This is a genomic window from Flavobacterium algicola, assembly GCF_022399565.1.
Lineage (GTDB): Bacteria > Bacteroidota > Bacteroidia > Flavobacteriales > Flavobacteriaceae > Flavobacterium > Flavobacterium algicola.
The window spans coordinates 245,582-259,669 of sequence record NZ_JAJTUT010000003.1; the positions used below are offsets into that span (position 1 = coordinate 245,582).

The following is a 14,088-nucleotide window of genomic DNA, read 5'->3' on the forward strand; positions in this document are numbered from 1 at the left end:
ATATGAGATCAAAAATACAAATAACCATTTTATTAGCGCTAGTATGTTGTTTATCAACTTTTGCTCAATTAAAAAATAAGCCGCAGCTTTCTGAGGATTTTATGGATATGGGCTTTGGTATTTTTGTTCATTGGAGTGTTGATTCACAGTTGGGTAGCGTAATCAGTCATTCTCTAGTAGGCGCATCCGACGATTATGTCAACAAGTATTACAACGAACTATCAAAAACATTTTACCCGGATAAATTTGACGCTGATGAATGGGCGAGATTGTTTAAAATTTCGGGCGCAGAGTATGTTGTATTTACGGCCAAGCACCATAATGGTTTTTGTATGTGGGATACAAAAACTACCAGTTTTAATAGTATGAATACACCTTATCGCAAAGATATTGTCGACCAATTGGTCAAAGCGTTAAGGAAACAAAACTTGAAAGTGGGATTGTACTTTTCGCCTGAAGATTTTAGCATTTTAAAGAAGCAAGGGAATCTTATTTCACGCAATAGTAAAATGAGCCAGGTAACAGAGAATCCAGAATTATTAGCGTATGATAAGAAACAAATATCAGAATTAATAGAAAAATTTCATCCCGATATGATGTTTTTTGATTCATTTAAGCATGGTGATTTGGTTCAATTTGTGCATGATAAGGACCCAAATATTTTTGTAACCCGTGGCGAAATTAAAACACCAGAACAATCGGTTCCTGATGCACCCATGCCAGGCCCTTGGGAAACATGCATGACGATGGGTACACAGTGGGCTTACAAACCAACTAATGAAAAGTACAAAAGTGGTACTGAAGTAATTAATAAATTGATCGAAATAAGAGCCAAAGGCGGTAATTTCCTATTGAATATAGGACCAAAGCCCAATGGTGAAATTCCGATCGAGCAAGAAGAGCGACTGAGAGAAGTGGCGCTTTGGATGTATGTAAATGATGAAGGTGTAAAAAACGTACGTTCATTACCAACTATTATCAAAGATGGTGATATGTGGTTTACAAAAAACAAGGAAGAAAACACAGCCTATGTTTTTATAACAGGCCAAAAGGATTGGTTCAAAGGTTTTAGAAGAAATTTTATGCTCAAAAATATGAAAGCGACCGAGAAAACTAAAGTCTCTGTCTTAGGACAAAGTGACTTGGAGGTGGAGTATTGGCCAGAAAACATTCCAGAGACAAGGTACATACAACATGAAAAACTGCTAGAAATATCAGTAAGTAGAGCGCAAAGATTGTACAATGATAAAATTTGGCCCAATGCAATTGTGGTCAAAGTCACCAATGTAGAATTTATTAAGAAATAAAATTAAACAGCTGTAGAACGTTATGAAATTAAACAAGCTCATATTATTTACCCTTTATCTATTTCCAATTGTAGTGGTATCTCAGACTAGATATGATTTTCAAAATCAGGAATTAAGTACCGAGAAAAGAGTAAATGACCTGCTACAAAGATTAACAGTAGAAGAAAAAGTATCCTTGTTGGTTTCTACTGCCGAAGCAATACCTAGGTTAGAAGTAGAAAAGTATTACCATGGTAATGAAGCCTTGCATGGTATTGTAAAAGGGGGACGCTTTACTGTTTTTCCTCAAGCAATTGGACTCGCGGCTACGTGGAATCCAGATTTGATTTATGATGTTGCTACAGCAATTTCTGATGAGGCTAGAGCAAAATGGAATTTCTATAATCAGGGTATAGATCAAAAAAATGTGTACAGCGATTTGCTTACTTTCTGGTCTCCAACAATAAACATGGCGAGAGACCCAAGATGGGGCAGAACACCAGAAACTTATGGTGAAGATCCTGTATTGACAAGTAAAATTGGTGTTTCATTTGTAAAAGGGTTACAAGGTAATGATGATAAATATCTAAAAGTAGTTTCTACTCCCAAACATTTTGTTGCCAATAATCAAGAAGAAAATAGATTTGCATACAATGCCATAATATCTGAAAAATCACTACGTGAATATTATTTTCCTGCCTATAAAGCTACGGTTCAAGAGGGTAATGCACAATCTATAATGAGTGCTTATAATGCTATAAACGGTATACCAAGTACCGCCAACAAATGGTTACTCAACAATGTTTTACGAGATGAGTGGGGCTTTAAAGGTTATGTTGTGAGTGATTGTGGTGCGCCTACCTATATTGTCAAGTCTCATAAATTTGTAGACTCAAAAGAGTTAGCAGCCAAAGCAGCAATTGAGGCAGGTTTGGACTTAGAATGTGGTAATGATATTTATGCAGATCATTTGTTATTGGCTTATAATAAAGGATTAGTCTCTGCTACTAGCATCGACCAAGCCGCTGCTAGAGTTCTTACAGCAAGGTTTAAATTGGGTATTTTTGATAGTACAGATAGAAATCCCTACACCAAAATTTTACCTGATGTAATTGGTTCGCAAAAACACCAAGAATTGGCACTTGAGACGGCCAGACAGTCGATTGTTTTGTTGAAAAACAAGAATAATATATTGCCTTTAAATTCGAATAAAATTAAAAAAATAGCCGTTGTTGGATTTAATGCTAATCAAGTAGTTTTTGGAGATTATAGCGGTTTACCAATGATAAAACCAATTTCACCTCTCGACGGAATTAAAAATAAAGTGGGTGATAAAATAGAGGTTACTTATGTGAAGTGGAAAACAGCTGCGAGAAATCTAAATCTCATAGAAGCCGAAAATTTACGTAATGACCATAATGATGAACCAGGATTATTTGGAGAATATTATAATGATAAATTTCTTGAAGGAACTCCACAAACGCGAGTTGATAAAGAGGTGAATTTTGATCCTGTTAATAATCCGCCAGATCCGTACACCAATTACAGACACAAATCGATGCGCTGGACCGGATACATAACGCCCAATTTTTCTGGTATTTACAAAATCGGAGTCAATTCAGATGATGGTGTTCGATTATGGTTAAACGATAAATTGGTTGTTGACCAGTGGCACAATCGAGGCATGACTACCGATCAAGTCGCTCTAACAATGGAGGCAGGTAAAAAGTATGCTCTAAAACTAGAGTATTTTGACAACGGAGGAGATGCCATGTGTCAATTGCTTTGGGAAGTACCAAGTTTGTCAAATGATTTGTATGAGGAAGATAAAGAGGTTGCAAAAGCTAGTGATTATGTGATTGCCGTGATGGGAATCAATAAGTCGATTGAAAAAGAAGGTAAAGACAGAACTACACTTGAGTTGCCCGAAGATCAAGTTAATTACTTGAAACAAATATATGCCGAAAATAAAAATCTAATTGTAGTCTTGGTGGCTGGAAGTTCCTTGGCTATTAATTGGATGGATGATACAGTTCCTGCAATTATAGATGCTTGGTATCCTGGAGAATCTGGCGGTGCAGCGATTGCAGATGTATTATTTGGAGATTATAATCCAGCGGGTAGACTGCCGTTGACATTTTATAAATCATTAACAGATTTACCAGCGATGGACGATTACGAAGTATCAAACGGTAGAACGTATATGTATTTTAAGGGTGATGCACTGTATCCTTTTGGACATGGATTAAGCTACACGAATTTCAAATACAGCGGCTTTAAAGTCGAAGAACAGGCGGATAAAATTGTCATTATAGCTACTGTAAAAAATACAGGAAATCATAATGGTGATGAGGTAGCGCAACTGTATTTTAAAGCACCTGAATCAGTTTCGAAAAGTCCAATAAAGAAATTAATAGGATTTAAAAGAACGACCATTAGGGCTGGAGAAAATCAGAAGCTCGTTTTTGAAGTTGCCAAAAAAAACTTGCAGTATTGGAACGATAACACTAAAAAATGGGTTTTCGAAAATGGAAATTATGAATTTATGCTTGGTGCCTCATCAGCTGATATTCGATTAAAGAAAGCCATAAAACTTTAGATTCAAATCTTCTTTCACTTATTCGAAACTGAAAAATTAATTCAAATTGGCCTTCTATTTTTAGATGTCAATTTAATATTCATCACCATGGTAAATAGTTATAAAAAATTCATTTCGATCTTCTTATTATTAGTTGGGTTGTTCTTCGGGGTTTCCTCTTTTGACTCGAATGATCCAAAACTTAAAATGAATGACATTCAAGTTATCGGAAGTCATAATTCTTATAAGATAGCGATAGAAGAATCATTATGGAAAATCATAAACACATTTGATTCAAAGGCGGGTCAAAGTTTGCAATACGGACATATTTCACTTGTAGATCAATTAGACTTAGGACTGCGCAATCTCGAACTTGATGTTTTTTACGATCCCAAGGGAGGTCATTTTTCTAAACCGAAGGGACTAAAAATGGTAAAAATGGCATTAAAAAAGCCCTTGCCTTATGACGAAGAAAAAAAATTAGAAGAACCTGGTTTAAAACTTTTTCATGTTCAAGATCTAGATTTTAGGAGTTATCATTTGTTGTTTAAAGAAGGTTTATTGGCAATTAAATCATGGTCGGATAAAAATCCTAATCACAGTCCAATTATCATAATCATCAATGCAAAAGATAGTAAGGTTAAAGGTACTCGTGATCCGCTTTTATTTACAAAAGAAGCGCTAAATGAGATTGATAACGAAATAAATGCTGTCTTCAGTAATGAAAAATTAATTACGCCAGATTTAGTACGCGGTAATTTCAGCACATTAGAGCAAGCGATTCTCACCAAAGGGTGGCCTGTTTTAGATAGCGTAAAAGGAAGGTTTCTATTTGTTTTAGACGAAAAGGAAGATAAAATCAATAATTATTTAGAAGGGCATCCTAGTTTAAAAAACAGAGTCTTGTTTGTCAACAGTATCGAAGGCAATCCTGAAGCGGCTTTTCGAATCATCAATAACCCGATCAAAGATTTTGAGTACATACAAAAACTGGTTGCCAAAGGTTATATGGTACGCACGCGTGCCGATGCAGATACGAAGGAGGCACGGGCAAATGATTATTCTCGATTTGAAAAAGCAAAAGAATCGGGTGCTCAAATAATTTCGACAGATTATTACCTGCCTTCAAAACTGTTTAAATCTGATTTTAAAGTTGTTTTTGAAAAGGATACTTATGAAAGAATTAAAACAAAATAACATGATTTATAGGAATATAGCAGTAAAATTAAGTTTTATAATAATGTTTTTTTGTGGTTTTGTAAATGCACAAAATACTACAAGTTTCCCTATTGTTTCAACTGAAACCAAGGCATCTATTGTAATTGATGACAAAGACGCTGAGGTGGTTCAAATAGCTGCAAAAATGTTGGTTGATGACATCTTTAAAGTTTCAGGAAAACAGATATCTAGCAAAGATAAACAAGCTCCCTTTCAAATTATAGCAGGAACTCTTGGGCAGAGTAAACTCATCAACGAATTTGTTGTAAATAATAAAATAGATGTATCCGACGTCAAAGGAAAATGGGAAACCTTTAAAATTTTGGTAGTAGAGAATCCTTCAAAAAATATTAAAAAGTCTTTAGTAATAATTGGTTCTGACAGAAGGGCTACGGCTTATGGATTGCTCGAAATATCAAGAATGATAGGAGTTTCTCCTTGGGAATGGTGGGCAGACGCTACACCAAACAAGCAACTAAATTTAGAACTTAATATTACTAATACAAAATATGGTTCTCCGTCTGTAAAATACAGAGGCATTTTCTTAAATGATGAAGATTGGGGACTGCAAAAATGGGCTGCACTTAATTTTGAACCAGAAACAGGCGATATCGGTCCAAAAACCTATGCCAAAGTATTCGAATTATTATTGCGTTTGAGAGCAAATACAATTTGGCCAGCGATGCATACGTGTACGAAGGCGTTCTACCATTATCCGCAAAATAAAGTAGTTGCGGATAAGTATGCTATTGTGATTGGGAGTTCGCATGCCGAACCTATGTTGTGTAATGTAAATGCAGAATGGAATCATGACACAATGGGGGAATACCGTTATGATACCAATGCTGAAGTTATCAAAAATTTGTTTAAAAAAAGGGCAAAAGAGACGGCAAATTATGATGGTATCTACACTGTGGGTATGCGTGGTGAACATGACTCACCAATGATTGTAGGCGAAGATGATACCGATTCACAAGTTAAACTTTTGGAAAGAGTAATTACAGACCAAAGAAATATTCTTAAAAATTATACTGTAAAGGGAGAGCAGAAACCGCAAGCTTTTGTGCCCTATAAAGAAGTATTACATTATTATCAAAACGGATTAAAATTACCCGAAGACATCACCCTAGTCTGGACAGACGATAATTACGGATATATGAGACAACTGAGTAATCCCGAGGAGCAGAAACGTAGTGGTGGTGCAGGTGTATACTACCATACATCATACTGGGGGCGACCTCATGATTATTTATGGTTAAATTCTACAAATCCTGTTTTGATGTGGGAAGAAATGGCAAAAGCCTATGAGTTTAAATCTAGGGATTTATGGATATTAAATTGTGGTGACATCAAACCCCATGAGTACAATATAGAGTTATTCTTAGACATGGCTTGGGATATGACAAATTATAAGGAAAGCGAAAGTGTAAAAAAACACATGACCAATTGGACAGCGAGAGAGTTTGGCTCAGAAAAATCAAATGCTATTACAGCTATTTTATTCGAACAAAATCGATTGGCATACCAGCGTCGTCCCGAATTTATGGCGTGGAGTCAAGTGGAACCGATCATTAAATCGGGAGAAACGGAACTTACTCAATACCATTATGGAGATGAAGTTTCTACGAGAATTGACGCTTACCAAGAACTCATGAATTCGGCAGAAGTAATCAAAGGTGATATTCCGTCACACAAGCAGGATGCCTTTTATCAACTTGTTTATTATCCTATAATTGGAGCCGCTAGTTTAAATAATAAATGGTTGTACGCTTTTAAGAATGATTTTGTAGCCAAGCAAGGTCGAAAAAGTGCTTCGTTCTTTGGTGAAAAGTCAATGGAGTCTTATAATCGAATAGTTAGTGAAACAAAATACTATAATGAAACCATGAAAAATGGGAAATGGAATCATATCATGAGTATGGCTCCTAGGCACTTACCCGTATTTTCTAAACCTACCATTGCGACTACAACAGAAAATTCTAAGCCAAAATTGGGTATTGCTCTTGAAAGTTATCAAATGGAGCTGAACAATAAAATTGTGAATAGCTATGCTAATGTCTTGCCTGTTTTTAATGCGTATACCCAAAACAGTTATTATATTGATTTGTTTGTCACGGGCAGTGGTACTGTAAACTGGGAAGCAAAACCCAAAGCAGATTGGATTAAAATTACAAAGACGTCAGGAGAGTTAAATAAAAATAAATTGGAGGAACGTTTATGGGTCACTATAGATTGGGACAAAGTTCCAGAAGGAGAAAATAAAAAGGAAGCTCCACTAGGGCATGATTATCAATTAATTCCACCGAGTTATAAAGTAAATTCAATGATTGATTTTGTAACCAAAGATACAGTGACTAGTATTGGTGTTTCTACTTTTAATCCGAAATTTAAAGCGTTAGACTCGTATCATGGATTTATTGAAGACAAAGGTTTTATCTCCATAAACGCAGAAAATTCAACCAGTAAAAAAGCAGGAAAAGTGGCAAGTTGGGATGTTTTTGAAGGTATAGGTTATACGGGTAAAGTTGCCGTAGCTTTACCACGAAGTGCAGAATCAGAAACTGAGATAGCATCAATTGTTAAAAACAGCCCAGTTTTAGAATATGATTTCTATAGTTTTAATTTTGGTCAAGCAGATGTTTATCTTCAAGCAGTTCCTACACATGCGCTATATGAAGGTAGAGGTGTGCGTTGTGCCGTTGCCATTGATGATGCCAATCCTGTAATAGTAGATTTTCAGACTTTTGACAGAAGTGAAACTTGGAAACAGAATGTTTTAAAAAATGCAGCAGTAGAATCGGCCAAACAAATTATAAACAAGTCAGGAAAACATACTTTAAAAATTTGGATGGTAGATTCGGGTGTGATGATTGACCAAATTTTAATAGATTTGGGTGGCTGGAAGAAATCGTATATGTTTCCTCCAGAAACCAAAATGTAAAACGATTGCTACTACGATAAAAAAAAATGAATCAAATTATAAAATACGTTCCGCTAGCACTTTTATTGCTATTCATTTCAGCCTGTAATAGTACTAAAATAGTGCAAAACAAAGAAGTGAAGATTGCTTTCTTGTCAGATGTACATTTATTAGATATCTATGGTGAATTTTCAGACTTCAATTATAGAGGTGTTTTAAATCCAATGACAAATAAATATACTCTGGCAAGGACTATGCAATCGCAGTTGCAGTCTACGAGGTTATTCAATGAAAATTATTTCGCATTTATTGCAGCATTGGATGATGTTGCGAAAAGAAAGATTAAATACGTTGCTTTGCCAGGAGATTTTACGGATGATGGACAGCCTTTGAACATTCGAGGAATAAAAAATATTTTAAATAACTACTCGAACAAATTTGGTATACAATTTTTTATTACAACAGGAAATCATGATGTGGTGCGACCTTTTTTGATGGATGGTGGGAAAAAAGATTTCTTGGGTGAGGGTGGCAAGCAGCAAGTAATTATGAGTAAAGAAGGACTTTATAGTCCAAAGGAATCATCAGAGTTACCAATAGTAGTGACAAAAGATATAGGTCGTTTGGGATATAATGAAGTTTTATCAGAACTAAAAGATTTTGGTTTTACTCCAAAACAGTCAGACGTATATTGGGAGACGCCATTTTCTAGCTATAATTATTCTGAATATAATTATAAAAAGGCTACTCAGGCAGCATTAATTGACAATAGAAAATATACGATACCACCCTTCGGTTCTCCAATTCCAGATTTAAGTTATTTGGTAGAACCGGTTGATGGTTTGTGGTTGTTGGCAATTGATGCCAATGTGTACATTCCAAAACAAAAAGCAAAAGATGACCCAAATAATCCAGACAATTATGATAGTCCCAATGTTGGGTACAACCATGTTTTGACACATAAAGAGCATTTGATCAAATGGATAGAGAAAATCACAAAAGAGGCTGACAGTAGAGGGAAAACTCTAATCACATTTAGTCATTATCCGATGGTGGATTATAATGACGATGCAACAGTAGCAATAGAAAATTTATTTGGCGAAGATAAAATGCAATTACACCGAGTACCAGATGAAAATGTGGCACAAATTTTTGCAGAGGCAGGTATAAAAATTCATTTTGGAGGTCATATGCACATTAATGACACAGGAGTGCGCACTTATGAAAATGGAAAAAGCCTAGTAAATATCCAAGTGTCTTCGTTGGCTGCTTACATTCCGGCATACAAACTGCTTACTGTAAAGAGCAATCAGCTTATGGAAATCGAAACTATTGTAATCGATTCCGTGGCAAATTTTAAAGAATTATTTCCCCTGTATAAGCAGGAACATGATTACCTGGTTAAAACTGGCAATAGTACGATCTGGAATGAAGACGTATTAAATTCAAAAACTTACAAAGAGTATACACAATGGCATTTAAAAGAGCTGGTTCGATTGCGATTTTTGAAAGAAGATTGGCCATTAGAATTTAAAGACTCATTGCTAGAAGCAAGCGGGAAAGATTTACTGTTCCTATTTGACCAAAATTTAAATGGAGAACTATTACCTGATAATATAGCATTAACTGATTTTGAGCAGTGGACAGGATTTGATATGATCTATGATTATTACAGACTCAAAAGTGCCGATGAGTTGGCCATAAATGATATTGGTATAGCTAGATTGGAACAATATAAATTGGTCTGTAAACAATTTGAAAAATCGGCAAACACCAATTTTAAATTGTGGGCTGAAATATTCGAAAAAACGTGTAATGGCGCTCCTTCAAATCATTTTGTAATCGATTTAAAATTAAATACTATTGATAGAATAACTCATTAACTATTCCTATCTTAGGATTTTTTACAGCATTTTATATTTATGAAAAAGATTTTTTTAATACTTCTATTCCTTTCATCATTCCTTACTATAACGGGTCAAAATATAAAATTTGAACATTATAATGATGGTGACGGTCTTTCTCATAATTCGGTTAGGCATATTGTTCAAGACAAAAATGGATTTTTGTGGCTAGGTACTTTTTCGGGACTTAATCGCTTTGATGGCTATCAATTCAAATCATATTTAAGTACATCGCTCAACGAGAACAAAATGTACAATGATGATATAACGGTGTTAAAACTAGATGAAGTATCAAATAATCTTTGGATAGGTACTAGAAACGGACTAACACTTCTTGATTTAGATACACAAAAATTCACCACTTATGTAAAGGAGAAAGGAAACCCCGATAGTTTACCTGATCAGGAAATTCGCTCGATATACGTTGATAAATTCAAACGAGTTTGGGTGGGTACCAAAAATGCAGGACTCTACCTTTTCTCGCCTACTGACGGTAAGTTCAAAAAAATAAATATCAAAGGATTTAATTACATCAAAGATATTTTTGAGGATTCAAAAGGAGATATCTGGATTGGTTCGTATGGCTCAGGTGCTATTGCAAAAATTATTCTTGATCGAAAGGGTGGTATTTCAGAAATTTCCAAGTACACGCTGTCGATTCCAAATTCAAAAGGAGTCAATCCTTACATTAATTTTATATACGAAGATTTTAAATCTGATATATTTGTAGGGACCCGTGAAGGGCTTTACAAATTAGATACAACTACCAATGCCTTTGTAAATCTCTACATTAGTAATTCTGCGGAAAGAGATAATTTAGGTCCTTACTTCCTCTCCATCGCCCGTGCACCCGACGGAAAATATTGGGTAGGAACATTAGGAGGATTATTGGTCTGTAATCAACTCGAAGACATTCAAAAAGGGGACTATCAGTGGCATTATTCAATACTATCAGACAATACCTCCTTGGTAGATAATTTAATTTCTGCTTTGTATTTTGATGCTTCAGGAGTCTTATGGATCGGTACAGAAGATGGTCTTGATAAATACGATCCTTTCGAAAATCAATTTAAGATCAATAAAGACATCTCACATTATATTGACAATAAAGCACCACGTATTAGGGGTTTTTCTAAAACCTATGACGATAATGTAATTGCTGTTACGAGACATAACGGACTATATATTTCTAGAAAAAACGGTTTTGTGCCACTGTACAATAATAAAAATGACATCGCAAGTATTTATTCCTATGACGGAAAAACATTTTACTGCGGATTATGGAGTGGTAAAGTGTTATTGTATGATTATGTAAACAATAGCTCAAAAATTATAGATGTAGGTTTCAAAAATTCACCCATTTTTACCTTTGTTGATTATGATGCCACTTCTATGATCATTGGCTCTTTTGGAGAAGGTGCAACAATATTAAATAAAAAAACGCTACAACCAATAACGCCTGTCGGGAAAATGCTACCAGGCTACCAAGTCAATAAAATTACAAAAGATAAAGCTGGAAATTTATGGTTTGCAACAGAAGAGGGATTGGTAAAATACCAATTTGCTACAAAAAGATCAAAGTTGTACAAACAAAATTCGGGAACAAAATATGGCCTGCCGCACAATAATGTGAGTGATGTAGTTATGGACGCTTCGGGTAAAATATGGGCCGCTACGCGCATGGGACTAGCGAGTTATTTACCAAAACATGACAAATTTGTAAAGGTTACAGAACCAAAGGAAATTAATGGTAAATGGATTACCGATATTGTTGTAGATAGCAATGGCGATTTATGGCTTAATATGAACAATAACAATATTGCCAAGTACAGAGTCAGTCAAAATAAAGCAAATATTTATCATGTAAATGGTGGAAATAAATTAGATATTTTTAGTTCTAGTGGTTTTTATAATTTCAACAGCTCTCAAATATATTTGGGTGGAAAGAATGGTATTATCTATTTCTCACCACATAAAATTAGTGAAAACAAATGGTCTCCAAAACCCATGATTACCGAGTTTAAAATTCAGGATAAAGAAATACTTCCGGGAATAAAAAGCAATGGTCAAATACCACTTTTAGAGGATTTAAACAAAAACAAAAGCATAACATTAAATTATAATAATCGTAATTTTTCGATTCAGTTCTCTACGCCTTCTTATACAAATGAGAGGCTCAACAAATTTAAATACATGCTTGTAGGGTTTGATAAAAATTGGATTGAAACCAACAGTGATTCAAGAACTGTACAATACACCAATTTATATTCAAAATCATATGTTTTCAAAATACAGTCATGTAATAGTGATGGAATATGGAGTGATACCGTTTCCTATGATATAAAAGTGTTACCGACTTTCTGGTTTACCTACAAAGGAATTATCTTAATAGTAGCACTACTTTCTTTTTTAATTTACTTCTTTAGTAAACAAGTTAATTACCGTTTAAAATTAAAAAAAGAACTGTTAACAGAGAAAATTAGAAGGGAACGTGATGAGAAATTAAACAATGAAAAACTTCGATTTTTCACAAATATATCTCATGAATTACGCACGCCACTTACTTTAATTCTAGGGCCTGTTAAGCAATTGCTAGACCAAGATAATAGTAACAGCTATGAGAAAAGCAGGGTGAATCTCATTTACCAAAATGCAAATCGATTGTTGCGATTGGTAAATCAAATATTAGATTTTAGGAGAGCAGAAACGGGTGAGTTAAAATTAAGGGTGACCAAAACAGATATCCTACCGGACACAACCGATATTTTTAACTCTTTTATCGAGATGGCGCATACCAAAAATATTAGTTTCAATTTTAATGTTGAAGATGATGTTATAGAATGTTGGATCGATATGGATAAATACAGTAAGATTTTATTCAACTTACTTTCCAACGCCATGAAGTTTACCAACAATTACGGAAATATTGATTTGTATATTGGTATCAAACAAGGAGTTGAAGAGACATTAATTATCGAAATAAGCGATGACGGAATCGGAATTCCACTAGAAAGTCAAGAACGTATATTTGATCGTTTCTATCAGGCAAGTAATAGTAAAGAAAACACTACGGGTACCGGAATAGGATTGTCATTTGTTAAAGCTTTGGTAGAAATAGTAAGAGGAACGATTAAAGTAGAAAGTGAACCGAATCGCGGAAGTATTTTTACCGTGGAATTACCAGTGGCTAAAAAAGCTTTTACAGAGGATGAAATTGATGATTCACCAATTGTTGAAAAAGACGAAAATATTGGTTTTACATCGAATGTGCTGCTTGCAAATCAAAAAGAAGTCAAACAAATAAGCAACGATAGGATTAATAAAAATGCAGAAATAAAACTTAAAATATTAATAATTGACGACAATACAGAATTAAGAAAATACCTTGTTGACTTTTTATCCAGTTTTTACAAAGTCTATGAGGCAGAAAACGGAAAAGAGGGACTTGAAGTATGTCGTAAAATCAAACCTGTATTATGCGTTGTAGATGTGATGATGCCTGTGATGGACGGTTTTCAATTTGTAGAAGAACTCAAAGCCGACGAGAATATCTGTCATACCGCTGTAGTACTTTTGACTGCTTTGGCCGAAAATAAAAGCAGAATTAAAGGTTATAAAATTGGTGTAGATGGCTATTTGGTAAAACCGTTCGACCCATCATTACTTAAAACAAGAATTGACAATATCATAAAGATTCATCTTGATTTGAAACAACGCTTTTTGGGCGATGTCGAAAGTGATGTTGTAGCCTTATCCCATTCTGAAATTGATATTGAATTAATTTCGAAAATAAAGCAACTTATCGAAGACAATATTGCCAACCCAGAATTGACTTCTATTTTTATATGCAACGAACTCGCTATGAGTTCGTCCAAATTGTACAGAAAGATCAAACAATTAACAGATTTATCTACAAATGAATTTATACGAATTATTCGTTTAAAAAGATCTGCAGTTTTGTTAAAAACCAAGAATTATAATGTGACAGAAGTGGCAGATATGGTTGGTTTTAATGATCCGCTTTATTTTAGTAGATGCTTTAAAAAACAATTTGGATACTCTCCAAGTAGGTTGTTGAAATAATAGTTTAGCAGATTTTTTTTCGAAAGTTATCTTGCAAACCTGTAGACTAACGAGCTATTGCTTTTGACTACTTTCGCACTTTTAATAAGCAGTTAGAAC

General features: G+C 34.5%; 6 protein-coding genes. All 6 read left to right on the plus strand.

Features of this window, described 5'->3' with window-relative positions; translation table 11 throughout:
- Positions 1-2 precede the first annotated feature (2 nt).
- Positions 3-1,307: an alpha-L-fucosidase gene (locus LXH21_RS11875; protein ID WP_239866131.1), complete on the plus strand. Its 1,305-nt coding sequence runs from the start codon at positions 3-5 to the stop codon at positions 1,305-1,307.
- A 22-nt stretch (positions 1,308-1,329) separates the two neighbouring features.
- On the plus strand, positions 1,330-3,885 hold the full coding sequence (locus LXH21_RS11880; RefSeq protein ID WP_239866133.1) for a glycoside hydrolase family 3 protein: 2,556 nt from the start codon (positions 1,330-1,332) through the stop codon (positions 3,883-3,885).
- Positions 3,886-3,972: 87 nt separating this feature from the next.
- Positions 3,973-5,061: a phosphatidylinositol-specific phospholipase C1-like protein gene (locus LXH21_RS11885; RefSeq protein WP_239866135.1), complete on the plus strand. Its 1,089-nt coding sequence runs from the start codon at positions 3,973-3,975 to the stop codon at positions 5,059-5,061.
- On the plus strand, positions 5,039-8,023 hold the full coding sequence (locus tag LXH21_RS11890; RefSeq protein WP_239866145.1) for a glycosyl hydrolase 115 family protein: 2,985 nt from the start codon (positions 5,039-5,041) through the stop codon (positions 8,021-8,023). Before LXH21_RS11885 ends, LXH21_RS11890 begins: the two co-directional genes overlap by 23 nt.
- Before the next feature lie 26 nt (positions 8,024-8,049).
- Complete coding sequence (locus LXH21_RS11895) at positions 8,050-9,885, plus strand: metallophosphoesterase family protein (RefSeq protein WP_239866147.1); 1,836 nt, start codon at positions 8,050-8,052, stop codon at positions 9,883-9,885.
- A gap of 39 nt (positions 9,886-9,924) precedes the next feature.
- Positions 9,925-13,989 carry a hybrid sensor histidine kinase/response regulator transcription factor gene (locus LXH21_RS11900; RefSeq protein ID WP_239866152.1) on the plus strand — a complete coding sequence of 1,355 codons (4,065 nt, stop codon included), beginning with the start codon at positions 9,925-9,927 and terminating at the stop codon, positions 13,987-13,989.
- Positions 13,990-14,088 lie beyond the last annotated feature (99 nt).

Coding starts and splice junctions, on each gene's coding strand:
- LXH21_RS11900 (WP_239866152.1), top strand. CDS start 9,925: ATGAAAAAGATTTTTTTAATACTTCTATTCCTTTCATCATTCCTTACT.
- LXH21_RS11890 (WP_239866145.1), top strand. CDS start 5,039: ATGAAAGAATTAAAACAAAATAACATGATTTATAGGAATATAGCAGTA.
- LXH21_RS11885 (WP_239866135.1), top strand. CDS start 3,973: ATGGTAAATAGTTATAAAAAATTCATTTCGATCTTCTTATTATTAGTT.
- LXH21_RS11895 (WP_239866147.1), top strand. CDS start 8,050: ATGAATCAAATTATAAAATACGTTCCGCTAGCACTTTTATTGCTATTC.
- LXH21_RS11880 (WP_239866133.1), top strand. CDS start 1,330: ATGAAATTAAACAAGCTCATATTATTTACCCTTTATCTATTTCCAATT.
- LXH21_RS11875 (WP_239866131.1), top strand. CDS start 3: ATGAGATCAAAAATACAAATAACCATTTTATTAGCGCTAGTATGTTGT.